Origin of the sequence: Citrobacter sp. Cpo065, assembly GCF_030332805.1 — a bacterium.
Taxonomy (GTDB): Bacteria; Pseudomonadota; Gammaproteobacteria; order Enterobacterales; family Enterobacteriaceae; genus Citrobacter; species Citrobacter portucalensis.
The window spans coordinates 268,087-293,464 of the sequence record NZ_JAOWHC010000032.1 but is presented as its reverse complement, the minus strand read 5'-3'; the positions used below and the strand labels follow the sequence as shown (position 1 = coordinate 293,464).

Below are 25,378 nucleotides of genomic sequence, written 5' to 3'. Positions count from 1 at the left end.
AATAAATATCCTCCGGCATAGCCGGAGGTTTTTCTGATGCGCCTATAAGGCTCTGTTACCAGCCGCGCCCTAACAGGCGCATACGATCTGACATTTGCATCAGACTTCGTTACTTACGGCCCGTAAACGGGCTACCCGGATAAGGGATCGATAACTGCTCGCCCATTTTATCCTCTGCAAGCTGGTGCTTTATGTATTCCTGTATCCTTGCTGTGTTCTTACCCACCGTATCTACGTAATACCCACGACACCAGAACTCCCTGTTCCTGTATTTAAACTTCATATCACCAAACTGCTCATACAACATCAGACTGCTTTTACCTTTCAGATAACCCATAAAACCGGATACGCTCATTTTGGGCGGGATTTCCACAAGCATATGGATATGATCTGCACAGCATTCCGCTTCCAGGATCCGCACGTTTTTCCACTCACACAGCTTTCTTAAGATGCTGCCTATCGCCCTACGTTTCTCCCCGTAGAATGCTTGTCTTCGGTATTTGGGCGCAAAAACTATGTGATATTTACAGTTCCATCGGGTGTGCGCTAAGCTCTTTTCGTCCCCCATTGGGACCCCCTTTTGATTTCTTGTTTAACCCTTGCAGTTGCCAGACCGCAAGGTGTTTTAACAAATCAAAAGGGGTTTTAATAACTGGCCCAAAGCTGAAAGCTTTCCGGAACCCCCAGCCTAGCTGGGGGTTTTCTGTGCACAATAAGGCTACCGCGCCAGCCGTAGCTGTTGTAAGTTTCCGTCGATATGTAAGTCTGTTTGCAGCCGCGCGATATCGCGGCACAAAAACGCCATCTCCCGATGTTCTTCGAGTTTCTTACGCCATTTCTCCGGTACGTCATCCAGATGTTCATACAGCGCTTCCAGCGTTGGAAACTGTGCCAGCAGTTGTGTGGCACTTTTAGGACCAATACCGGCAACCCCCGGTATTTTAGAACTGCTGATCCCGGCCAGTCCCCAGTAATCAGGCAGCAGTTGCGGCAGTACGCCAAACTCTTTCTCGATAAACGGCGCATCCAGCCAGCGTTTCTGGAAATAATCACGAATACGCAGCGTCGGGGAGAGTAGCTGACAGTAGCCTTTATCGGTTGAGACGATAGTCGCCTGGTGTCCCGCCTGGCTAACTTTCACCGCCAGAGTGGCGGCTAAATCATCGGCTTCATTCCCGCTGGATACCCAGCAGCAGACGCCGCGCTGTTCAAAAGCGGCGCGTAAGGCGGGCATTTCCTGGTGTAAATCGTCAGGCATCGGCGGGCGACCGGCTTTGTAGTCAGGTAACCGTTGGTGACGCCAGCCGCTGTTACGCGCTTCGTCATCAAATACCGCCACGGCGTGCGTGGGCTGACTGTGCACAATCAGCTGATCGAGCGCGTGCTGACATGCCTCCACGCAGGGGGAGCCCTGTACGGCGTGAATACGGCGGATGAGATTCAGTGCATCAACAATGAGCAGGTGGACGGCCACGGTGTTCTCCCTAACAAATTAGTCTGTAGGGTAACATTCACGACGAGTGGAGACGAGCATTGCGAAAGAGCGCTATCCGTAAGCCTGATAAGCGAAGCGCCATCAGGCAATAAAAGCCGGATGCGGCGAGCGCCTTATCCGGCCTACAGATACGAAAATGTGCTGAGAATTAATCGCAGGTGACAATCTTCATCGCCAGACCACCACGAGAGGTTTCTCGGTATTTGGCGTTCATGTCTTTACCGGTTTCGTACATGGTCTCGATAACTTTATCGAGGCACACGCGTGGTTCACTGGTACGGCGCAGCGCCATACGTGCAGCGTTCACCGCTTTAACCGAAGCAATGGCATTACGCTCAATGCACGGTACCTGAACCTGGCCGGCAACCGGGTCGCAGGTCAGACCCAGGTTGTGTTCCATACCGATTTCTGCCGCGATGCATACCTGCATTGGGCTACCGCCCAGCAGTTCAGCCAGACCAGCCGCTGCCATGGAGCAGGCGACGCCAACTTCACCCTGACAGCCGACTTCGGCACCAGAGATAGAGGCGTTCATCTTGTACAGTGAACCAATGGCGCTCGCGACCAGCATGTAGCGTGCCAGCGAGTTAGCGTTCACTTCACGGATAAACTTGTCGTAATAAGCCAGTACGGCAGGAACAATCCCGCATGCACCGTTGGTTGGTGCAGTCACCACGCGTCCACCGGCTGCGTTTTCTTCGTTCACGGCCAGCGCGAACATGTTGATCCAGTCAACAACCGCCATCGGGTCGGTGGTGGTTTTGTCGCTGCTGACCAGCATGCGACGCAGCGCAGCAGCACGACGCGGAACGCGCAGTTTGCCCGGCAATACACCTTCGGTGGTGATGCCGCGTTCAATCCCGCTACGCATCACTTCCCAGACGTTAGCAAAGTGCTGTTCCAGCTCTTCTTTGCTGTGCAGCGCCAGTTCGTTTTGCATCATCAGACCGGAAAGCGACAGGCCGGTTTCCTGGCAATGACGTTGCAAATCAGCTGCGGATTTATACGGATATGGCACGTTTACCGGAGAGTTGTTCGGTAAACCAAAATGTTCTTCATCAACGATGAACCCACCGCCAATGGAATAGTAAGTCTGGCTGTAAATGGCCTTTTCGCCCGCCAGTGCGGTAATGCGCATCCCGTTTTCGTGCAGGGACAGATTGTCCGCATGGAAATTCATGCACTTGTCGACCGGGAACTCGACCTCATGTTGACCATCTGCCAGCAGCAAACGCCCATGAGTATTCACATCCTGGATAAAGGACGGAATGGCATCAATGTCTACGGTATCCGGTAGATTACCCGCCAGGCCCATAATTATCGCGATGTCGGTATGGTGACCTTTCCCCGTCAGAGATAAAGAGCCATAGACATCAACCACTACGCGGGTTACGTCAGTGAGAATTCCGCGTGCAATCAGGTCATCCGTGAATTGTTTGCCTGCTTTCATCGGGCCAACAGTGTGGGAGCTGGAAGGGCCAATGCCGATTTTGAAAATATCGAATACGCTAATCATGAGGCGTCCATTGTGTATCGAGGTGCGCCGCCCCGAGGAGCGGCGCAGGGGAATTAACTGAACAGAGAGTAGAAAATAGCGGAGATAGCGATCAGGCCCATAATCACAACGAAGACGTTGCTGATATGGCCGCTGTACTTACGCATTGCCGGTACTTTCTGAATGGCATACATCGGCATCAGGAACAGAATCATCGCGATGATTGGGCCACCCAGGGTCTCAATCATGCCGAGGATGCTTGGGTTCAGCGTCGCCACAATCCAGGTGGTTACCAGCATGAACAGCGCAGTGATTTTGTTCAGTTTGTTGATTTCGATGGATTTGCCTTTGCCACGCAGAGACTTAATCACCATACCATTGAAGCCTTCACGTGCGCCCAGGTAGTGGCCCAGGAAGGATTTGGTGATAGCGATAATCGCGATGATCGGTGCCATCCAGGCAATAATCGGCGCGTTAAAGTGGTTCGCCAGGTAAGACAGAATCGAGATGTTCTGCTCTTTCGCTGCTGCCAGGTCTGCCGGAGTCAGGCTGAACACGCAGCTGAAGACGAAGAACATAACGGTCAGTACCATCATGATGTGAGCGAATGCCAGAATCTTGGAGCATTTTTTCTCTGCTTCATCACCGTACTCTTCACGCTTCGCCACGGCGAAGGAGGAGATGATCGGGGAGTGGTTGAAGGAGAACACCATTACCGGAATTGCCAGCCACAGGGTCAACAGCAGGCCGTTGCCGGTGGTTGCTGCAGAGTCAAAAGACATGGTTTCCAGAATCGCACCGCTCCACTGAGGGATCAGGTACAGCGCCAGTAGCATCAGAGCCGCAACGAACGGGAATACCAGGATGCTCATCGCCTTAACGATCATCTGCTCACCGAAGCGCACGATGGTCATCATGCCGACAATCAGGATCAGTGACAGGATTGCGCGCGGCGGCGGCGTAATCGCCAGCTGGTGGGTCAGGAAGCTTTCAACCGTGTTGGTGATTGCTACGCTGTAAACCAACAGAATCGGGTAGATAGCGAAGAAGTAGAGCAGGGTAATCAGTTTACCTGCACCAACACCAAAGTGTTCTTCTACAACTTCGGTGATGTCTTCACCCGGATTTTTACCGGACAGCACAAAGCGAGTCAGGCCGCGGTGTGCAAAGAAGGTCATTGGGAAGGCAAGGATCGCCATGATGATCAGCGGGATCATACCGCCTACGCCTGCGTTAATCGGCAGGAACAATACACCCGCCCCAATCGCCGTGCCGTAAAGGCCCAGCATCCACATGGTGTCTGTTTTGCGCCATGCGCTGCGGGTCTGGCCCGTAACGATAGTGCTGGTTTGAGTGTTTTCCATCTATTTCTCCTGGAGGAAGCTTAAAAAGTCGGGTTTGGGGTCAATCCAATGAGAAAGTACCCGACTGTAAATCGAAATTCGTTGAGCGATTTTTTATATAATTTTTCGCCGTAATAATTTTCGGGCGGAAAGATACATTTTAGTAATGAATGTATCAGTGATCGGGATCCCAAATGCAATAATCCACCTTTTATGTGGATAAATTTGGGCCATTAATCTGTTAAAAAATAGTCAAAGCGAATTTACGGGCGCGAAGGCTAACATTAACGACATATCTCATGAAAGCGAAGGCGCGAAGATAGGCGTGTTCAGCTGTAAAAACTGTTGTTTTTAGATGATTTCGGCGACTAATAATAATTTTCTAAGATAAATCACGGTTGGTTTTTCAAGGTAATCGTTTGCGTAGCGCGCTGTTTTTTATGAATCATCACTGGTATTTATATGATTGTCGGAGCTATGTGACTGGTATCACTAAAAAAAGCCGGGAGGCAAGTGCGCCAAACCCGGCTTTGATATGGACAAAACTGTCACCGCTCTAGCGCTGCTAGCGGGTGTTGAAGGTTAGGCGCAGATCTCGTAACAAGGGATATACGCAGTGCCCGGTAACTTCATACGATGTTGTGCAACAAAGCCCTGCAGGAGATCGTCCATGCGGCGCATCATTTCGCGGTCACCGTGGATTTTGTACGGGCCAAACTCTTCAATAGCGCGGATCCCGACTTCCTTCACGTTACCTGCCACAATACCGGAGAATGCACGACGTAAATCGGCGGCCAATACTTCAACGGGTTGATCCGGGTACAGCTTCAGGTTGGCCATGTTTTCATGGGACGGCTCGAACGGCATCTGCAGATCGGGCGCGATACGAATCGACCAGTTAAAGCTGTAAGCATCTCCTGTGTCGCGACGGTTTTCTTTCACCAGCGGCATCGCTTTTTTCATCAGACGCGCCACTTCTGCCGCATCGTCAATGATAATGCGATAGTGGCGACGTGCATCTTCCCCTAGCGTGTGCACGATAAATTCGTCCAGCACGCGGAAGTAATCCGCACTCTCTTTTGGTCCGGTCAGGATCAGCGGTAGAACCTGATCTTTGTTGGCCGGATTCATCAGGATCCCCAGCAGATACAGCAGCTCTTCTGCTGTCCCTACGCCACCCGGGAAGATGATAATACCGTGAGCGATACGCACGAACGCTTCCAGACGTTTTTCAATGTCCGGCATGATGATCAGTTCGTTTACCAGTGGGTTAGGCGGTTCAGCGGCGATGATTGACGGTTCGGTCATGCCAATAAAGCGGCTGTCTTTGTATCGCTGCTGGGCGTGGCCGACCGCGGCGCCTTTCATTGGCGCTTCCATCGCCCCCGGACCGCAGCCGGTACAGATGTTCAGTTCGCGCAGGCCCAGTTGGGTGCCGACGCGACGGGCATACAGGTACTCATTTTCGTTGATTGAGTGGCCGCCCCAGCAGACGACCATGTTCGGCGCTTCACCGACGTGCAGCGCCCGGGCATTACGCAGGATCGAGAATACGAGGTTGGTAATATGCACCGAGCTTTCGAGATCCAGATGCTGAAAACGACCGGCGTTATGGATCTGGCCATTGACGAACAGAATGTCGCGCAGCACGGCAAACAGGTTAGCCTGTAGCGCACGAATAATGCGTCCATCAACAAACGCATCTTCAGGTGGGTTGATCAGTTCCAGCTTCACGCCCCGTTCGCGGCGCAGTACGTTAATATCGAAACTTTCAAAGCGGGACAGCAGTTCTTTACTGTTGTCGGTCAAACTGCCGGAGTTCAGAACGGCAAGCGAACAGTTACGAAACAGTTGATACAGGTCGCTGCTGGCCGTGCGTTTAAGCATATCGACTTCCAGCTGCGACAACATGTCCATTGAGCCAAGCGGGCTAATATGTGTAATCAAGTAAACTCCTTATGGGACGCAACACGTCATTCCCTATTGATTACAATAGCCCTGGCTTATGACCTTTCACAACCTTGTGCGCGGAATCCGGCACGCAAATTTGAGAAAAAAGATTACTGACGTACCAGACGACCGGTTGCCGGAGTGAAATCGGTGTTGGTGCGCCATGGGTTAATGTCCAGGCCGCCACGTCGCGTGTAGCGTGCATAGACGCTCAGTTTCTCTGGCTGGCAGAAGCGCAGAATGTCATTGAAAATACGTTCCACGCACTGCTCATGAAATTCATTATGGTGGCGGAAGGAGACCAGATAACGCAGCAGCTTCTCTCTGTCGATTTTCCGTCCACGATACTGAATTTGTATGGAGCCCCAGTCGGGCTGGTGGGTGATCAGACAGTTGGATTTCAGTAGATGGCTGACCAGCGTCTCTTCGACTGCCTTTTCACCGCTCACGGCATTTTCCAGATACGCAGTGCTGAACTGATAGTTGTCGATGACGATATCCTGATTGTCGATACAGGTCCCATTAAAGTGGGCTATCGGCTGCCCTTCCAGTTCGTCAAGGCGGTACAGCGCCACGCTGACATCGCCCTGAGCGCAGGCGCGCAGATCGTTTTCCAGCGTCTGGCGTACCGCGTCCCAGGAATCAAAACGCGTCTGGTTAAAACTGTTCAGGTACAGCTTAAAGCTTTTCGATTCAATCAGATTTACGCTGGTGTAATCCAGCTCCACATGACCGACCGCAACCTGCGGTAAGCCGTTGGCATTCAGCCACGACAGTTCATATAGCGTCCAGATATCCGCACCGTGAAAAGGCAAGTTATCGGCCTTTAAATCCAGCGGGTCGCGATTCAGGCTGCGCGGAACGCCCTGCAACAGACTTGCATCGTAATTGTCTCGGTAATCCGTTGATTTACCGAGTGTCAGGCCGTTAAGCGCCTGATGATTTTCATAAGAGGACATGTTTCACCGTCATAAACCAGATACACTATGCGACAAGTGTATCCTGGCTTTTGTGAAGAGAGAAATCAGTGGACGAATTGACAGCGCAGGCGTTGATAGCCTTTACGACGCGTTATTGCGACGCATGGCATGAAAAAAACAACAGTTGGCCGCTCAGCGAAGAGCTGTATGGCGTACCTTCTCCGTGTATCATTTCTTCCACAGACGATGCGGTATTTTGGCAGCCTCAACCTTTTGTCGGCGAAAATAACCTCAATGCGGTTGAACGGGCCTTTGATATTGTGGTACAACCTGCCGTTCACGCTTTTTACACCACCCAGTTTGCTGGTGATATGCACGCGCAGTTTGCGGATGAAAAGCTCACGCTGCTGCAAACCTGGAGTGAAGATGACTTCAGGCGCGTTCAGGAAAACCTGATTGGTCATCTGGTAACGCAAAAGCGCCTCAAGCTATCACCTACGCTTTTTATTGCCACACAAGATAATGAGCTTGACGTCATTTCGGTGTGCAATCTGTCCGGTGAAGTGTGCAAAGAAACGCTGGGAACCCGTAAACGAACGGTGCTGGCGGCCTCACTTGCGGAATTCCTCACTCAACTTAAGCCAGTTCTGTAATCCAGTTTGCCCTGAATCTTGTGAGAGATCTCTTACAAACCCTGTAGGACATTGCCAGGTGATAAGTAAAGACTTAATGAATTGATAAAATAATAATTTATTATTATTCAATTGGTTAGTGTTTTATTGTCAACTTTCATACGAAAATAATCGTAAGGGTAAGCCTGTAAGCATCTTGTAAGACAAAGCGAAACAGGCGATTCTATATCTGTCGACAAGGAGTCGCACAACGAAGAGAACATCAGGATGATGGCTCTTCGCCAGGACACACCAGGACGGTGTTGCAAGGACAGGCTTCAGGACGAAGCAAAGAGGAAGACGCTGGATGCGTTAAAGGACACCTCCAGGATGGAGAATGAGAGCCGGTCAGGATGTTCGGCGGGTCTGGATGGCCAGGATACTTCAGGATGAAGTTTTCACATCGGGGTGATGTGAGCAGGATGCAAAAGTTCAGGATGAACACGGTCGCAAGACCACAGGAAAAGTTGTCAAGGATGAGCAGGGAGCACTAAAAGTAGCTGGAATGCTGCGAAACGAACCGGGAGCACTGTTTTTACAGTGCTCCCTTTTTTTATTTCCCTTCACTAGTGCTATTCTTCGCGCCAGATTTTTTCATCATTGAGGTTAATTTCATGACGACTCATGACCGTGTGCGCCAGCAGTTACACGCACTTGAAGCGCTACTGCGTGAACATCATCACTGGCGGATGGATGAGCCAGCAGAGCATCTGTTTACCAGTACGCAGCCTTTTTGTATGGATACCATGGAACCGGTCGAGTGGCTGCAGTGGGTGTTGATTCCCCGCATGCATACGTTGATTGATAACGCGCAGCCGCTTCCGCAGGCTTTTGCCGTCGCACCGTATTACGAAATGGCGCTGGCAGCCGATCACCCGCAACGCGACATTCTTCTGGCGGCATTGCAGGAGCTGGATGCGCTGTTTACAAGTGATAACGCCTGATGCTGGAAATTCTTTATCAGGACGAATGGCTGGTCGCCGTCAATAAACCTTCGGGCTGGTTGGTTCACCGCAGTTGGCTCGACCGGGATGAGAAAGTGGTGGTGATGCAAACGGTGCGCGACCAAATTGGTCAGCACGTATTTACCGCCCATCGACTCGACAGACCAACCTCCGGCGTGCTGCTGATGGGACTGTCCAGCGAAGCCGGGCGTTTGCTGTCCCAGCAGTTTGAACATCATCAAATTCAGAAACGCTATCATGCGATTGTGCGTGGCTGGCTGATGGATGATGCCGTGCTGGATTACCCGCTGGTCGAAGAGCTGGATAAGATTGCCGATAAGTTTGCCCGCGATGATAAAGGCCCGCAGCCTGCTGTCACCCATTATCGCGGCCTGGCAACGGTAGAAATGCCGGTAGCGACCGGGCGTTATCCGACTACCCGTTACGGGCTGGTGGAGCTGGATCCTAAAACCGGTCGCAAGCACCAGCTCAGACGCCATCTGGCGCACTTGCGCCATCCGATTATCGGCGACAGCAAGCACGGTGATTTGCGGCAAAACCGCAGCGCCGCAGAGCATTTCGGTTGCCAGCGATTGATGCTGCATGCCAGCCAGCTTGCGCTGACCCATCCTTTCACCGGTGAACCGCTGGTTATTCGCGCCGGATTGGATGACGTCTGGATGCAGGCGTTATCACAGTTTGGCTGGCGTGGACTTCTCCCTGAGAATGAAAGGGTTGAGTTCAGCGGGCTGTCAGGTCAGGATGAGCAGATAGATTCTTAAGTCCCAGGAGATTACGGTTATGGCGGAAATTGGAATTTTTGTCGGCACGATGTACGGAAACGCGCTGCTGGTTGCCGAAGAGGCCGAAGCTATTTTGACGGCGCAGGGTCATAAAGCTACGGTGTTCGAAGATCCGGAGCTTAGCGACTGGCAGGCATATCAGGATAAATATGTACTGGTGGTGACTTCCACGACCGGGCAGGGCGATCTGCCGGATAGCATCGTGCCGCTGTTTCAGGGGATCAAAGATAATCTCGGTTTCCAGCCAAATCTGCATTACGGGGTAATTGGGCTGGGCGACAGTAGCTACGTTAATTTCTGCAATGGCGGCAAGCAGTTCGATGCGCTGTTGCAGGAACAAAGCGCCCACCGTGTAGGAGAAATGCTGCTGATTGATGCCAGCGAGCATCCTGAACCGGAAAGCGAATCCAATCCCTGGGTAGAAAACTGGGGAACCTTGCTTAAATAACTCCCTCGCTCGTACGGGCATGCACCCCCCATTTGAACCGCAAGCCGGGGCAGGCGAAGCCGCCACCCGGCAATAAAACCCCAATTACGTGAACTAACTTCCACTACTTTGGGCTTATGCCCCAAACAACTTCTCACTGCCTCCCTAATGTTGTGTTCATGCACGGTGAGGGTCAGTGGCACTCCTTCATATACTTTTCCCGTCAGTTCCCGGAATGGCAGCGAGTCAGAATAAAACGGCCCTGAGCTGTACCAACACTGCCACACACTAACCTCTCATTCTGATCACCCTACAGGTGCTGTACAGAATGAACTGGCGAAAGCCAGGATTCAGGAGTGCAACAATGAGTTCATTAAGTCAGGCGGCGAGCAGCGCGGAAAAACGCACTAACGCTCGCTACTGGATAGTGGTGATGCTGTTTATCGTCACATCCTTCAACTACGGCGATCGCGCCACCTTATCCATTGCCGGTTCGGAGATGGCCAAAGACATTGGTCTGGATGCGGTAGGGATGGGGTATGTATTCTCCGCTTTCTCATGGGCCTATGTTATCGGCCAGATCCCCGGCGGCTGGTTGCTCGACCGCTTTGGTTCAAAACGCGTTTATTTCTGGTCCATCTTTATTTGGTCTATGTTTACCCTGTTGCAGGGTTTTGTCGATATCTTCAGTGGCTTCGGCATTATCGTTGCGCTGTTTACCCTGCGTTTCCTCGTCGGTTTAGCTGAAGCGCCCTCCTTCCCCGGCAACAGTCGTATTGTGGCGGCGTGGTTCCCGGCACAGGAAAGGGGCACGGCGGTCGCTATCTTTAACTCTGCGCAATACTTTGCCACCGTTATCTTCGCGCCAATCATGGGTTGGCTGACCCACGAAGTGGGTTGGTCGCACGTATTCTTCTTTATGGGCGGTCTTGGGATTGTTATCAGCTTCGTCTGGCTGAAGGTGATTCATGAACCGAACCAGCACCCGGGCGTAAACCAAAAAGAGCTGGAGTACATTGCCGAAGGTGGGGCGCTGATCAACATGGATCAGGCGGCAGCCAAAACCAAAGTGCCGTTTAGCGTGAAGTGGGGGCAAATCAAACAGCTGCTGGGTTCACGGATGATGATCGGGATTTACATCGGCCAATACTGCATTAACGCGCTGACCTACTTCTTTATCACCTGGTTCCCGGTTTATCTGGTGCAGGCTCGCGGTATGTCGATTTTGAAAGCTGGCTTTGTTGCTTCGGTTCCGGCCATTTGCGGATTCGCCGGCGGCGTGCTCGGCGGCATTATTTCCGACTGGCTGATGCGCCGTACCGGTTCGCTGAATATCGCCCGTAAAACGCCAATCGTACTCGGTATGCTGCTGTCGATGGTGATGGTGTTCTGTAACTACGTCAATGTGGAGTGGATGATCATCGGCTTTATGGCGCTGGCCTTCTTCGGCAAAGGTATCGGTGCGCTGGGATGGGCGGTGATGGCTGATACCGCACCTAAAGAGATCAGCGGTCTGAGCGGCGGTTTGTTCAACATGTTTGGCAACATCTCCGGCATTGTCACGCCAATTGCTATCGGCTACATCGTCGGGACTACCGGCTCGTTTAACGGCGCGTTGATTTACGTCGGGGTACATGCGCTGATTGCGGTGGTGAGCTATCTGGTGCTGGTGGGCGATATTAAACGTATCGAACTGAAACCTGTCGCAGGACAATGATGATGACAACACAATCGAGTCCCGTTATTACCGATATGAAGGTCATCCCGGTGGCCGGTCATGACAGCATGCTGCTCAATATTGGCGGCGCGCATAACGCATACTTTACTCGTAATATCGTGGTGCTCACCGATAATGCCGGAAACACCGGTATCGGTGAAGCGCCAGGTGGCGAAGTGATTTATCAGACGCTGGTGGATGCGATTCCGCAGGTGCTGGGCCAGGAAGTGGCGCGCCTGAATAAGGTGGTGCAGCAGGTGCATAAGGGCAACCAGGCCGCTGATTTTGACACCTTTGGCAAAGGCGCCTGGACCTTTGAACTACGGGTCAATGCGGTAGCGGCGCTGGAGGCCGCATTGCTCGACCTGCTGGGTAAGGCGCTGAACGTGCCGGTTTGTGAACTGTTAGGGCCGGGCAAGCAGCGCGATGCGGTCACCGTACTCGGTTATCTGTTCTACGTGGGCGATCGCACAAAGACCGATTTACCGTATCTGGAAAGCACGTCGGGAAACCATGAGTGGTATCACCTGCGTCATCAGCAAGCGATGAACAGTGAGGCTGTGGTACGTCTGGCTCAGGCTTCGCAGGATCGCTACGGCTTTAAAGATTTCAAACTCAAGGGCGGTGTACTGCCTGGCGAGCAGGAAATCGACACCGCTCGTGCGCTGAAAAAATGCTTCCCGGATGCGCGTATTACGGTTGATCCCAACGGTGCCTGGCTGCTGGATGAAGCCATCTCCCTGTGTAAAGGGCTGAACGATGTTCTGACCTACGCCGAAGATCCGTGCGGTGCCGAACAGGGTTTTTCTGGCCGCGAAGTGATGGCCGAGTTCCGCCGTGCAACCGGCCTGCCGGTAGCAACGAACATGATAGCCACCAACTGGCGTGAAATGGGCCATGCGGTGATGCTGAATTCAGTTGATATTCCGCTGGCCGATCCGCACTTCTGGACCCTTTCTGGCGCGGTACGCGTGGCACAGTTATGCGACGACTGGGGCCTGACCTGGGGCTGCCATTCTAACAATCATTTTGATATTTCGCTGGCGATGTTTACCCACGTTGGTGCGGCTGCACCGGGTAATCCAACGGCTATTGATACCCACTGGATCTGGCAGGAGGGCGATTGCCGCCTGACCAAAAATCCGCTGGAGATTAAAAACGGAAAAATTGCGGTACCCGATGCGCCCGGTCTGGGCGTGGAACTGGACTGGGATCAGGTACAGAAAGCACATGAAGCCTATAAGGCGCTGCCCGGTGGCGCGCGTAATGACGCAGGCCCAATGCAGTATCTGATCCCCGGATGGACTTTTGACCGTAAACGTCCCGTTTTCGGCCGCCACTAATTTTGAATAAGGACTTAATTATGAGCGCACAATTTTCTACCCCATTGGTTACCTCTATGCAGGTTATTCCGGTTGCGGGTCATGACAGCATGTTGATGAACCTGAGCGGCGCACATGCTCCGTTCTTCACGCGCAATATTGTGATTATTAAAGATAACTCCGGTCATACCGGCGTGGGTGAAATTCCCGGCGGCGAAAAAATCCGCAAAACGCTGGAAGATGCGATCCCGTTGGTGGTAGGTAAAACGTTAGGTGAATACAAAAACGTGCTGAATGCAGTACGCAATACTTTTGCCGATCGTGATGCGGGCGGTCGCGGTTTGCAGACCTTCGATTTACGTACCACTATTCATGTGGTTACAGGGATCGAAGCGGCCATGTTGGATCTGTTAGGTCAGCATCTGGGCGTAAACGTCGCCTCTTTGCTGGGGGATGGCCAGCAGCGTAGCGAAGTTGAAATGTTGGGTTATCTGTTCTTCGTGGGTAACCGTAAGGCAACGCCGCTGCCGTACCAGAGTCAGCCGGATGATAAATGCGACTGGTATCGTCTGCGTCATGAAGAAGCGATGACCCCGGATGCGGTAGTGCGCCTGGCGGAAGCCGCGTATGAGAAGTATGGTTTCAACGACTTTAAACTGAAAGGCGGCGTACTGGCCGGGGAAGAAGAAGCGGAATCTATTGTCGCGCTAGCGAAACGCTTTCCGCAGGCCCGCGTCACGCTGGATCCGAACGGCGCGTGGTCGCTAAATGAAGCGATTAAGATCGGCAAATATCTGAAGGGTTCTCTGGCCTATGCGGAAGATCCGTGCGGTGCCGAGCAGGGCTTCTCTGGTCGTGAAGTGATGGCGGAGTTCCGCCGCGCCACCGGTCTGCCGACCGCCACCAACATGATCGCCACCGACTGGCGTCAGATGGGGCATACGCTGTCGTTGCAGTCTGTGGATATCCCACTGGCGGACCCGCACTTCTGGACTATGCAGGGTTCTGTCCGTGTGGCGCAGATGTGCCATGAGTTCGGGCTGACCTGGGGATCGCACTCTAACAACCACTTTGATATTTCGCTGGCGATGTTTACGCATGTTGCGGCGGCGGCTCCAGGAAAAATTACCGCTATCGACACCCACTGGATCTGGCAGGAAGGCAACCAGCGCTTGACCAAAGAGCCGTTTGAAATCAAAGGCGGCATGGTGCAGGTTCCGGCAAAACCGGGTCTGGGCGTGGAGCTGGATATGGATCAGGTCATGAAAGCGCATGAGCTGTACCAGCAACATGGACTGGGTGCGCGTGATGATGCGATGGGTATGCAGTATCTTATCCCGAACTGGACGTTTGATAATAAGCGTCCGTGCATGGTTCGCTAAGTGATCCAGGACCGCTCCTATAGAGTGAGCGGTTTTGCTCCTGGTGTATGCTTAACATAATCAACATGCGTAAGGATGCTTTATGAAAATAGTAATCGCACCCGATTCCTATAAGGAAAGTTTGAGTGCGCTTGAGGTGGCAACGGCTATAGAGCTGGGGTTTCGTGAGATCTGGCCCGATGCGGATTACGTGAAGATTCCGGTTGCAGATGGCGGTGAAGGAACGGTCGAAGCGATGGTTGCCGCAACGCAAGGTCACCTTGTGCATGTTGATGTTACCGGCCCTTTGGGCAACACAATTCAGGCATTTTATGGTTTATCTGGTGATGAGCGCTCGGCGTTTATCGAAATGGCGGCCGCCAGCGGACTGGAACAGGTTCCTGTGGGGTTACGCGATCCGCTGAAAACGACATCCTGGGGAACCGGGGAGTTAATCCGTCATGCGCTGGACGCTGGCGTTGAGCATATCATCATTGGGATTGGCGGTAGCGCCACCAATGATGGCGGTGCCGGGATGGTGCAAGCGCTGGGAGCAAAACTGCTGGATGCGCAAAATAACGAAATTGCGCAAGGCGGAATCGGTCTGGAATCTCTGTCCCAGATTGATATTTCTCAGTTAGACAGCCGTCTTGCCGGGTGCCTTATAGAAGTGGCTTGCGATGTGACCAACCCGTTGACTGGAAAAGAGGGCGCATCTGCGGTTTTTGGTCCGCAAAAAGGGGCGACGCCGGAGATGATTACCCGCCTGGATCGGGCGCTCACGCACTATGCGCAACTCATTGCCCGCGATCTGGACGTCAACGTGCTGGATCTGGCCGGTGGTGGTGCGGCGGGTGGTATGGGGGCGGCACTGTATGCGTTTTGCGGCGCACAGTTACGCTGCGGTATTGAGATAGTGACCGATGCGTTACACCTTGATGCCTGCGTTGCGGATGCGGATTTAGTGGTCACAGGTGAAGGGCGCATTGATAGTCAGACCATTCACGGTAAGGTTCCGGTTGGCGTGGCGAAGGTCGCAAAGCGTTACAACAAGCCGGTTATCGGTATCGCAGGTAGCCTGACGGCCGATGTGGGGGTCGTACACGAGCATGGGCTGGATGCGGTTTTCAGCGTCATCTACTCCATTTGTACCCTGGATGAGGCGCTGAAGAACGCGAGCGACAACGTACGAATGACGGCGCGAAACGTAGCCGCAACGCTTAAAGCAGGGCAGCAATTACGCTGAGTTGTAGGTCGTATAAGGCGTTTACGCCGGATTTGGCGATGTGCCCGATGCGCGACGCTTATCGGGCCTACGGTAAACAGCGAAGCCTGTAGGCTGGATAAGGCGTTTACGCCGCATCCGGCGATGTGCCCGATGCACGACGCTTATCGGCTCTACGGTAAACAGCGAAACCTGTAGGCCGGATAAGGCGTTTACGCCGCATCCGGCGATGTGCCCGATGCGCGACGCTTATCGGCTCTACGGTAAACAGTGAAACCTGTAGGCCGGATAAGGCGTTTACGCCGCATCCGGCGAATATCACCCCAATATCCGTTTCGCTTCGCGTGCAACGTTGTCCATTTCATCCAGAAGCTCTAAAAACTCAGGCTCCAGCTCTTCTTCTTTGGTTCCACTGCGTAGCTGTTGTTCAATGAGCTGACACAGGTTTTTCATGCGGGGGACACCACTATAACCGCAACTGCCGTGCAGCTTGTGAATCATATCCACTAGCCCTTCGGGGTTCTCTCCGACCAGTTGCTCTTCGATTTTGTTACGCACCTCAGGCAGAAAATCGATCAGCATTTGCAGCATATCCCGCGCCAAATCGTTCTTACCCGCGGCTTGCCTTAATGCCAGTTGCCAGTCGAGCGTCGTGTTCGGATTGACGACCGGCTCAAGAGGTTCTGCGGTGAGTGCCCGCAGCGATGTGCTTGCGCCCGGTTTGTAACGTAACAGCAGATTATGCAGCTTATCTTCCTCGATAGGCTTCGCCAGGTAATCGTTCATCCCGGCGCTGAGCAGCTTCTCTTTCTGCCCGGCCATGGCGTGTGCGGTGACCGCAATGACCGGTGTCTGCTGTTGATGAGGAAGCTGGTGGATCAGTTCGCAGGCACGAATACCGTCCATGTCTGGCATCTGAATATCCATCAGGATCAGGTCAAACGGCATTTGTCTGGCGCGATCCACCGCCTGATGCCCGCTGTCACACAGCACGACGTGCTGTACCTTATCTTCCAGCAATGCGCCAATCAGCTTGAGGTTCGCCGGGTTGTCGTCTACCGCCATGACGGTCATCGCAATTTTGCTTTCATCTAACAGCAGCGGATCCGCGCTGTGGTTTAGCTGACAATACTCTGTCAGCGCAGGCAGTAAACGGGTTGAGGTGAGAGGTTTCAACAGACACGCCGCCGCGCCGCCCTGTTTCAATTTCTCCGCGTTAATTTGTGCATGACAAGGCAAGGCTAGCAACAGGAAGTCGGTCATCGCTGCTGCGCTCGCCAGCCGCTCATGCTGCATGGTGAGTGGTTCGCGCAAAGTGACCGGAATGCCCAGCAACAGAATGTCGTAGTGCTCCGCTGGCAACCCGGAGAACGAAGGGCTGTAAATCACCTCCAGCGGTGTTTCACTCAAGATATCTAACGTGCATTGTGCGGCGGTGGCGTTAGGTTCGACGTAGGCCAGTCGTTTACCGGCAAGGCATCGGGTTGTCGAACGATCAATAAGCACGTTAGGGTTGAGATCGAGGCTGATATGGAACCAGAACGTGGAACCCCGATTAGGTTGGCTGTGGAAGGAGATATCCCCACCCATTTCGTTGACCAGTTTTTGCGTAATGACCAGACCTAGCCCGGTTCCGCCATGACGCCGGGAAATACTGGCATCCGCCTGACGGAAAGCCTGGAACAGGCGGGATTGATCGCGCTCAGGAATACCGATCCCGGTATCGCGGATTTGTACTTCAATTTGCACTTTCGTGTTACTAAGGGCTCGCTTCTCGACCAGAATGTCGATGTTGCCGCCTTCGGTAAATTTGATGGCGTTGCCGACCAGATTGGTGATCACCTGCTGTAAACGCAGCGGGTCACCGATGACGTTGTCCGGTACGTCATTCTTAATATTCAGCGTCAGCTCAAGCCCTTTATCATGGGATGAATGCGCTAACAGCGTAACGACGTCATCCAGCGTGCTGCGCAGCGGGAACGGAATGCTTTCCAGAATCAGCTTGCCCGCCTCAAGTTTGGAGAAGTCGAGTACATCATTGATGATGGCCAGCAGATTGTTAGCCGAGCGTTCAATGGTATTCAGGTGATCGCGCTGTGTGGTGTTGAGCTCGGTTTTTAGCGTCAGACGGGTGAAGCCAATCACGCCATTCAGCGGTGTTCGCAGCTCGTGGGACATGTTTGCCAGAAACTCAGACTTAATACGTGCCGCTTCCTGGGCGCGTTTCTTCGCCAGATCCAGTTCGACGTTCTGGATTTCCATCTGCTCCAGCGTTTCGCGCAGGTCAGAGGTGGCCTGATCGATGTTGTGCTGCATCTCTTCATGGTAAGCAGCGAGAGACATAGCCATCGAGTTGATGCCATTTTTAAGCATATCCAGCTCGCCCAGCATGAAACCTTCCACGCGGCTGTCGAGCTGTCCTCTACGTATTCGGTCAACGGTATTCACCATATTGCGAATCGGGCCGGTCACGTCGCGCATCAGACGCCAGCCGAAAATTAACGCAATACCAATACAAAACAGCATCATTACGCTGGAGATAAAGATCTCTTTGTACTGCTGCAATCGTACGGACTTAAGGTCCAGCTCAAGCGCCACATACCCCAGCATATTTTTGGTGTTTTTGGCGTCGCTTACGGCGGATTCATCCGGTGAATAGCTTTCCGATATAATAGGGGTTCGCAGGATCATGATATCCCCGTGCCGGGTGACGCTCAGCTTCCGGGGAAACGGTGAACCTGTCGCCAACTGCATTTCAGACGGATCGAGATGAAAATTTGAGGTGACGAACAGTCGGTTATTTTCGTCATAAACAGAAATTGCCCGCACGATATCGGAATGGCGACGATGCAGCACGCTGATAAGCTGGCCAATGGATTCCCTGTTTTGCAGGTTCATGCCATATTCGCTGGAGACCGCGAGTGGTTCAATGATGCTGGCACCAGCATCTTCCAGTTGACGCTGCAAGTCGTTATAGCGATGCACAACAAAAAAGATACTGAGCAACAAACCTATCAGGACGGTCGGGGCCAGGATCAGAATCATCATGCGTGCGCGCAGGCTGTAGTTGGTCATGGAGTTCCGTTATGGGACAATTAGGGTCACACTGTTAAATAGAGAAATATCTCGTCGATGGCGCAATTCTACTCTGCAAAACGACGCGTGACGACGCGTCAGATCATAACCGTTACCGTCAATGACCTTGATCCTTTCGGTCAGGGCGTCGCTCGCCATAACGGAAAGGCGTTGTTTATACCGGAATTGCTACCCCAGGAAAGCGCCGAGGTGGTGATTACCGAAGATAAAAAACAGTTTGCCCGCGCGCAAGTAAAACGACGTTTAAACGACAGCCCACAGCGTGAAGTGCCACGTTGCCCGCATTTTGGCGTGTGCGGCGGTTGCCAGCAGCAGCATGCCAGCATCTCATTGCAGCAGCGTAGCAAAAGCGTAGCGTTGTCGCGTTTAATGAAATGTGAGGTGTCGGATGTTATAGCTGATGCACCGTGGGGCTATCGTCGTCGCGCACGTTTGAGTCTGAACTATCGGCCAAAAGAACAAAAATTGCAGATGGGGTTTCGCAAATCCGGTTCCAGCGACATTATCGATGTCAAACAATGCCCTATTTTGGTGCCCCAGCTTGAGGCGTTATTGCCCCATCTCAGAGCGTGTCTGGAAAGTCTGCAAGGGTTACGCCATCTTGGCCATGTCGAACTGGTGCAGGCGGGAATTGGAACCCTGATGATTTTGCGCCACACGGCGCCATTGAGTGCTGCGGATAAAGAAAAACTGGAATGCTTTTCGCATTCTCAGGGGCTGTCTTTGTTTCTGGCCCCGCAAAGCGAGATACTGGAATCAATATCAGAAGAATCGCCCTGGTATGATTCAAATGGACTACGGTTAACCTTCAGCCCGCGCGATTTTATTCAGGTCAATGAAGGGGTAAACCAACAAATGGTCGCCCGTGCGCTGGAATGGCTTGATGTGCAACCTGAAGATCGTGTACTCGATCTGTTCTGTGGCATGGGAAATTTTACCCTACCGCTGGCAACTCGGGCAGCAAGCGTGGTTGGCGTAGAAGGTGTTCCTGCGTTGGTGGAAAAAGGCCGAGAAAACGCGCTGAATAACGGATTACACAATGTGACATTCTTTCATGAAAACCTTGAGGAAGATGTTACCCGACAGCCGTGGGCGAAAAACGGATTCGACAAAGTATTGCTCGATCCTGCGCGTGCGGGGGCTGCAGGTGTGATGCAACATATTATAAAATTAGAACCTATACGCGTTGTTTATGTATCCTGTAACCCAGCAACGCTGGCTCGTGACAGCGATGCTTTGCTCAACGCTGGATACGCCATACGGCGACTGGCGATGCTCGATATGTTTCCGCACACTGGACACCTGGAATCAATGGTCCTGTTTGAGCGTTTGTAATGAATTTTGTACCCATTGGATTTCGGGTTGTAATGCAGCATGAAAGACAATGGGTAGGGCTTGTCGACTTCGACAGGCCTGGCCCCTTAAGGAGAGGACAATGGTTGCGGTAAGAAGTGCACATATAAATAAAGCTGGTGAGTTTGATCCAAAGAAATGGATCGCGAGTCTGGGGATCTCCAGCCAGCAGTCGTGTGAACGCTTAGCCGAAACCTGGGCGTACTGCCTCCAGCAGACACAGGGGCATCCGGATGCGGATCTGCTGCTGTGGCGTGGCGTGGAGATGGTAGAAATTCTCTCCATGTTGAGCATGGATATCGACACGCTGCGTGCAGCAATGCTGTTCCCTCTGGCTGATGCCAACGTGGTCAGTGAAGACATCCTGCGCGAGAGCGTGGGCAAATCCATTGTTCATCTTATCCACGGTGTGCGTGATATGGCGGCGATACGCCAGCTTAAAGCCACGCATACCGATTCAGTTTCTTCCGAGCAGGTCGATAACGTCCGTCGCATGCTGCTGGCAATGGTGGATGACTTTCGCTGTGTGGTCATCAAGCTGGCAGAGCGGATTGCCCATCTGCGTGAAGTGAAAGATGCGCCGGAAGATGAACGCGTTCTGGCGGCAAAAGAGTGCACCAATATCTATGCACCGCTGGCCAACCGTTTGGGAATCGGGCAATTAAAATGGGAGCTGGAAGATTATTGCTTCCGTTATCTGCACCCGGCTGAATACAAACGCATTGCCAAGCTGCTGCATGAACGTCGTATCGACAGGGAACATTACATTGATGAGTTCGTCGGTCATTTGCGCTCAGAGATGAAAACGGAAGGCGTCAAAGCCGAAGTGTATGGACGTCCGAAGCATATCTACAGCATCTGGCGCAAAATGCAGAAAAAGCAGTTGGCCTTCGATGAACTGTTCGATGTACGCGCAGTGCGTATCGTGGCAGAGCGTTTACAGGACTGCTATGCCGCACTCGGGATAGTACATACTCACTATCGCCATCTGCCGGATGAGTTCGATGATTACGTTGCAAATCCGAAACCCAATGGCTACCAGTCAATCCATACGGTTGTACTGGGGCCGGGCGGGAAAACCATCGAAATTCAGATCCGTACAAAACAGATGCACGAAGATGCCGAACTGGGCGTCGCGGCGCACTGGAAGTACAAAGAGGGCACCGCTTCAGGCGCGGCGCGTTCTGGTCATGAAGATCGTATTGCGTGGCTGCGTAAGCTGATTGCCTGGCAGGAAGAGATGGCAGATTCCGGTGAAATGCTGGATGAAGTTCGTAGCCAGGTCTTTGATGACCGCGTGTACGTCTTTACGCCAAAAGGCGACGTTGTGGACTTACCTGCGGGCTCCACGCCGCTCGATTTTGCTTACCACATTCATAGCGATGTGGGGCATCGATGCATTGGCGCGAAAATTGGTGGGCGCATCGTACCGTTTACCTACCAGCTGCAGATGGGCGATCAAATTGAAATTATCACCCAGAAACAGCCAAACCCAAGCCGCGACTGGCTGAATCCTAACCTTGGCTACGTAACCACCAGTCGTGGGCGTTCGAAGATCCACGCCTGGTTCCGTAAACAGGACCGCGACAAAAACATCCTTGCTGGTCGCCAGATCCTCGACGATGAACTGGCGCATTTAGGTATCAGCCTGAAAGAGGCGGAAAAACACCTGCTGCCGCGCTACAGCTTCAATGAGCTGGACGAGTTGCTGGCGGCGATTGGCGGAGGAGACATCCGCCTCAACCAAATGGTGAACTTCCTGCAGGCGCAGTTTAATAAGCCAAGCGCTGCCGAACAGGATGCCGCCGCGCTGAAACAGCTTCAGCAGAAAACGCAGGCACCGCAGAGCCGTCGTAAAGACGACGGTCGTGTGGTGGTGGAAGGGGTAGGTAACCTGATGCACCACATCGCCCGCTGCTGCCAGCCGATTCCAGGCGATGAGATTGTCGGGTTTATTACCCAGGGACGCGGTATTTCCGTGCACCGGGCGGATTGTGAACAGCTGGCTGAGCTGCGCTCCCATGCGCCGGAACGTATTGTTGATGCAGTCTGGGGTGAAAGCTACTCGGCAGGGTATTCGCTGGTGGTTCGCGTCCAGGCCAACGATCGCAGCGGCTTGTTACGTGATATCACCACGATTCTCGCCAACGAGAAGGTGAACGTGCTGGGAGTTGCCAGCCGAAGTGATACCAAACAACAGCTGGCCACCATCGATATGACCATCGAAATTTATAACCTGCAGGTGCTTGGGCGCGTGCTCGGCAAGCTGAACCAGGTACCGGATGTGATTGACGCACGTCGCTTGCACGGTAATTAATTATTTTGTAGGCCGGATAACCTTGTAGGCCTGATAGGACGCGTTAGCGTTGCCATCAGGCATTGCTATGTTGCCGGATGTCGGCTATCGCCTTATCCGGTCTACTGTATTGAAATTTCAGGACATTCCAATGAATCAAATCGACCGACTGCTCGGTATTATGCAGCGCCTGCGCGACCCGGAAAACGGCTGTCCGTGGGACAAAGAGCAGACATTCTCCACTATTGCTCCTTACACCCTCGAAGAAACCTATGAAGTGCTGGACGCGATTGCGCGTGAAGACTTTGACGACCTGCGCGGAGAGCTGGGCGACCTGCTGTTCCAGGTGGTGTTTTACGCCCAGATGGCGCAGGAAGAAGGGCGCTTCAACTTCGATGATATTTGTGCTGCGATAAGCGATAAACTTGAACGCCGTCATCCACATGTTTTTGCTGATGTTTCTGCCAGTAACAGTACTGAGGTTTTGACCCGTTGGGAAAAAATCAAAAGTGAAGAACGCGCCCAGAAGGCACAGCATTCCGCACTCGACGATATTCCCCGCAGTTTACCGGCATTAATGCGCGCCCAAAAAATCCAGAAACGCTGCTCAAATGTTGGCTTCGACTGGAAAACGTTAGGACCGGTTGTCGACAAGGTTTACGAAGAGATCGACGAAGTCATGTTTGAGGCTAAGCAGGCTGTTGTTGACCAGGCTAAAATGGAGGAGGAAATGGGCGATCTGCTATTTGCTACGGTTAATATGGCCCGGCATTTAGGCACTAAAGCAGAGACCGCATTGCAGAAAGCGAACGAGAAGTTTGAGCGGCGTTTTCGTGAAGTTGAGCGAATTGTGGCTTCGCGCGGTCTGGAAATGACTGGTGTTGATCTGGAAACTATGGAAGAAGTCTGGCAACAGGTAAAACGGCAGGAAATTGATCTCTAAGGGATTTCGTCGGTCAAGGGCGATTTGTGTGATTTTTTAAATAACAAGCGCTTGATTTACGTCAAAAACATTTACCCAAAAGAGGCTATTTTCTCTTCCCGTTATGTTGATGAAACACCTTGTATACTGCCTCTTCGAGTTATTCGAGTCGCAACAAGGCGGCGACTGAAAGAATCCCCAGGAACATAGAAATGCTATGTGACTGGGGTGAGTGAAGGAAGCCAACACCGGTGCGGCTTGAAGAACGAAGGAGAGGGGATAATGAAAGTTTGTGGCGCTCGTCATGTTCGGGTATACTACTTTCCCGTCTTGGTAATTCCATCGTTTCACCCTAACTTCTCAGGTCCAGCATGACAACGAACTATATTTTTGTGACCGGCGGGGTCGTATCCTCTCTGGGAAAAGGCATTGCCGCAGCCTCCCTGGCAGCCATTCTTGAAGCCCGTGGCCTCAATGTAACCATGATGAAACTGGATCCGTACATCAACGTCGATCCAGGTACTATGAGCCCAATCCAACACGGGGAAGTGTTCGTTACCGAAGACGGCGCTGAAACCGACCTGGACCTGGGTCACTATGAGCGTTTCATTCGTACCAAAATGAGCCGCCGCAACAACTTCACTACGGGTCGTATCTACTCCGACGTTCTGCGTAAAGAGCGCCGTGGCGACTACCTGGGCGCAACAGTTCAGGTTATCCCGCACATCACGAATGCCATTAAAGAGCGCGTTCTGGAAGGCGGTGAAGGTCATGATGTTGTTCTGGTCGAAATCGGCGGAACCGTTGGGGATATCGAATCTCTGCCGTTCCTTGAAGCGATTCGCCAGATGGCCGTAGAAATTGGCCGTGAGCACACGCTGTTTATGCATCTGACGCTGGTTCCGTACATGGCGGCGGCAGGTGAAGTCAAAACTAAACCGACTCAGCACTCTGTAAAAGAGCTGCTTTCTATCGGTATTCAGCCAGATATCCTGATTTGCCGCTCCGATCGCGCAGTTCCGGCTAATGAACGTGCAAAAATTGCATTGTTCTGTAACGTTCCGGAAAAAGCGGTTATTTCTCTGAAAGATGTCGATTCCATCTATAAAATCCCGGGCCTGTTGAAATCTCAGGGCCTTGACGATTATATTTGTAAACGATTCAGCTTGAACTGTCCGGAAGCTAATCTGTCAGAATGGGAACAGGTTATCTACGAAGAAGCGAATCCGGCAGGCGAAGTGACTATCGGTATGGTCGGCAAGTACATTGAACTGCCGGATGCCTATAAGTCAGTTATCGAAGCGCTGAAGCACGGTGGTCTGAAGAATCGTGTCACCGTCAACATCAAGCTGATCGATTCGCAAGATGTCGAAACGCGTGGCGTTGAGATCCTGAAAGGTCTTGATGCAATCCTGATCCCAGGCGGCTTCGGCTACCGTGGTGTTGAAGGTAAAATCGCGACGGCGCGCTTTGCGCGTGAGAACAATATTCCTTATCTGGGCATTTGCCTGGGTATGCAGGTTGCGTTGATTGAGTTTGCACGTAACGTAGTGGGTATGGATAACGCCAACTCCACGGAATTTGTGCCAGACTGTAAGTACCCGGTGGTGGCCCTGATTACCGAATGGCGCGATGAAGACGGCAACGTCGAAATCCGTACCGAGAAGAGCGATCTGGGCGGCACAATGCGCCTTGGCGCGCAGCAGTGTCAGTTGAGCGACGATAGCCTGGTTCGTCAACTGTACGGCGCGCCGACAATTGTTGAACGCCATCGCCACCGTTACGAAGTCAACAATATGCTGTTGAAACAGATTGAAGCTGCGGGTCTGCGTATTGCAGGCCGTTCCGGTGATGATCAGTTGGTCGAGATCATTGAGGTACCGAATCATCCGTGGTTCGTGGCCTGTCAGTTCCACCCGGAATTTACTTCCACGCCACGTGATGGGCACCCGCTGTTTGCCGGCTTTGTGAAAGCCGCCAGTGAACATCAGAAGCGTCAGGCGAAGTAAGAAGTAAATAAGTTAGAACGGCAATGCAC

The 25,378-nt window shown here is 52.6% G+C and carries 19 protein-coding genes; 12 read left to right on the top strand and 7 right to left on the bottom strand.

What is annotated here, in order from left to right; all coding sequences use genetic code 11:
* Positions 1-109: 109 nt before the first annotated feature.
* From tnpA to queF, 6 genes are all read right to left on the bottom strand, one after another.
* Complete coding sequence (tnpA, locus tag OGY68_RS15240) at positions 110-568, bottom strand: IS200/IS605 family transposase (RefSeq protein ID WP_057069660.1); 459 nt, start codon at positions 566-568, stop codon at positions 110-112.
* A gap of 150 nt (positions 569-718) precedes the next feature.
* Positions 719-1,474, bottom strand: a complete 756-nt coding sequence (xni, locus tag OGY68_RS15235; RefSeq protein ID WP_048236687.1) for a flap endonuclease Xni — start codon at positions 1,472-1,474, stop codon at positions 719-721.
* A gap of 169 nt (positions 1,475-1,643) precedes the next feature.
* Positions 1,644-3,011: an L-serine ammonia-lyase gene (locus OGY68_RS15230; RefSeq protein WP_003034070.1), complete on the bottom strand. Its 1,368-nt coding sequence runs from the start codon at positions 3,009-3,011 to the stop codon at positions 1,644-1,646.
* Between the two features lie 53 nt (positions 3,012-3,064).
* A complete protein-coding gene (locus OGY68_RS15225) occupies positions 3,065-4,354 on the bottom strand; it encodes an HAAAP family serine/threonine permease (RefSeq protein WP_003034073.1) in 1,290 nt (429 codons plus the stop codon).
* 561 nt (positions 4,355-4,915) lie between these two features.
* Positions 4,916-6,280 carry a nucleotide 5'-monophosphate nucleosidase PpnN gene (gene ppnN, locus OGY68_RS15220; protein ID WP_003034076.1) on the bottom strand — a complete coding sequence of 455 codons (1,365 nt, stop codon included), beginning with the start codon at positions 6,278-6,280 and terminating at the stop codon, positions 4,916-4,918.
* A gap of 113 nt (positions 6,281-6,393) precedes the next feature.
* Complete coding sequence (gene queF / locus OGY68_RS15215; protein ID WP_003825665.1) at positions 6,394-7,242, bottom strand: NADPH-dependent 7-cyano-7-deazaguanine reductase QueF; 849 nt, start codon at positions 7,240-7,242, stop codon at positions 6,394-6,396.
* Between the two features lie 68 nt (positions 7,243-7,310).
* Between queF and syd the strand changes: the two genes are divergently transcribed.
* The 8 genes from syd to OGY68_RS15175 all read left to right on the top strand — a co-directional run bounded on the left by syd (position 7,311) and on the right by OGY68_RS15175 (position 15,694).
* Positions 7,311-7,856: a SecY-interacting protein gene (syd, locus tag OGY68_RS15210; protein ID WP_032944836.1), complete on the top strand. Its 546-nt coding sequence runs from the start codon at positions 7,311-7,313 to the stop codon at positions 7,854-7,856.
* 632 nt (positions 7,857-8,488) lie between these two features.
* Positions 8,489-8,818: a YqcC family protein gene (locus OGY68_RS15205; protein WP_003825670.1), complete on the top strand. Its 330-nt coding sequence runs from the start codon at positions 8,489-8,491 to the stop codon at positions 8,816-8,818.
* The gene (truC, locus tag OGY68_RS15200; RefSeq protein WP_003825671.1) at positions 8,818-9,600 is read left to right on the top strand and encodes a tRNA pseudouridine(65) synthase TruC; all 783 of its coding nucleotides are present in this window, start codon (positions 8,818-8,820) and stop codon (positions 9,598-9,600) included. The genes OGY68_RS15205 and truC overlap by 1 nt, the downstream gene beginning before the upstream one ends.
* Before the next feature lie 19 nt (positions 9,601-9,619).
* Positions 9,620-10,069, top strand: coding sequence for a flavodoxin (locus OGY68_RS15195; protein WP_003825676.1), 450 nt, complete (start codon positions 9,620-9,622; stop codon positions 10,067-10,069).
* A gap of 343 nt (positions 10,070-10,412) precedes the next feature.
* Positions 10,413-11,765: a galactarate/glucarate/glycerate transporter GudP gene (gudP, locus tag OGY68_RS15190; protein ID WP_048215647.1), complete on the top strand. Its 1,353-nt coding sequence runs from the start codon at positions 10,413-10,415 to the stop codon at positions 11,763-11,765.
* Positions 11,766-11,767: 2 nt separating this feature from the next.
* Positions 11,768-13,108, top strand: a complete 1,341-nt coding sequence (locus OGY68_RS15185; RefSeq protein WP_057068331.1) for an enolase C-terminal domain-like protein — start codon at positions 11,768-11,770, stop codon at positions 13,106-13,108.
* Between the two features lie 20 nt (positions 13,109-13,128).
* Positions 13,129-14,469, top strand: coding sequence for a glucarate dehydratase (gudD, locus tag OGY68_RS15180; protein WP_008785687.1), 1,341 nt, complete (start codon positions 13,129-13,131; stop codon positions 14,467-14,469).
* Between the two features lie 82 nt (positions 14,470-14,551).
* On the top strand, positions 14,552-15,694 hold the full coding sequence (locus tag OGY68_RS15175) for a glycerate kinase (protein WP_057068334.1): 1,143 nt from the start codon (positions 14,552-14,554) through the stop codon (positions 15,692-15,694).
* Between the two features lie 297 nt (positions 15,695-15,991).
* On the opposite strand, the gene barA is transcribed toward OGY68_RS15175, so the two are convergent.
* The gene (gene barA / locus OGY68_RS15170; RefSeq protein ID WP_048215651.1) at positions 15,992-18,748 is read right to left on the bottom strand and encodes a two-component sensor histidine kinase BarA; all 2,757 of its coding nucleotides are present in this window, start codon (positions 18,746-18,748) and stop codon (positions 15,992-15,994) included.
* 57 nt (positions 18,749-18,805) lie between these two features.
* Between barA and rlmD the strand changes: the two genes are divergently transcribed.
* From rlmD to pyrG, 4 genes are all read left to right on the top strand, one after another.
* Positions 18,806-20,104, top strand: coding sequence for a 23S rRNA (uracil(1939)-C(5))-methyltransferase RlmD (gene rlmD / locus OGY68_RS15165; RefSeq protein WP_286617163.1), 1,299 nt, complete (start codon positions 18,806-18,808; stop codon positions 20,102-20,104).
* A gap of 100 nt (positions 20,105-20,204) precedes the next feature.
* On the top strand, positions 20,205-22,439 hold the full coding sequence (gene relA / locus OGY68_RS15160) for a GTP diphosphokinase (RefSeq protein WP_003825690.1): 2,235 nt from the start codon (positions 20,205-20,207) through the stop codon (positions 22,437-22,439).
* Between the two features lie 130 nt (positions 22,440-22,569).
* Positions 22,570-23,361 (top strand): nucleoside triphosphate pyrophosphohydrolase, encoded by a 792-nt coding sequence (mazG, locus tag OGY68_RS15155; protein ID WP_286617161.1) that lies wholly within the window; start codon positions 22,570-22,572, stop codon positions 23,359-23,361.
* A 350-nt stretch (positions 23,362-23,711) separates the two neighbouring features.
* Positions 23,712-25,349 (top strand): glutamine hydrolyzing CTP synthase, encoded by a 1,638-nt coding sequence (gene pyrG / locus OGY68_RS15150; RefSeq protein ID WP_008785683.1) that lies wholly within the window; start codon positions 23,712-23,714, stop codon positions 25,347-25,349.
* Positions 25,350-25,378 lie beyond the last annotated feature (29 nt).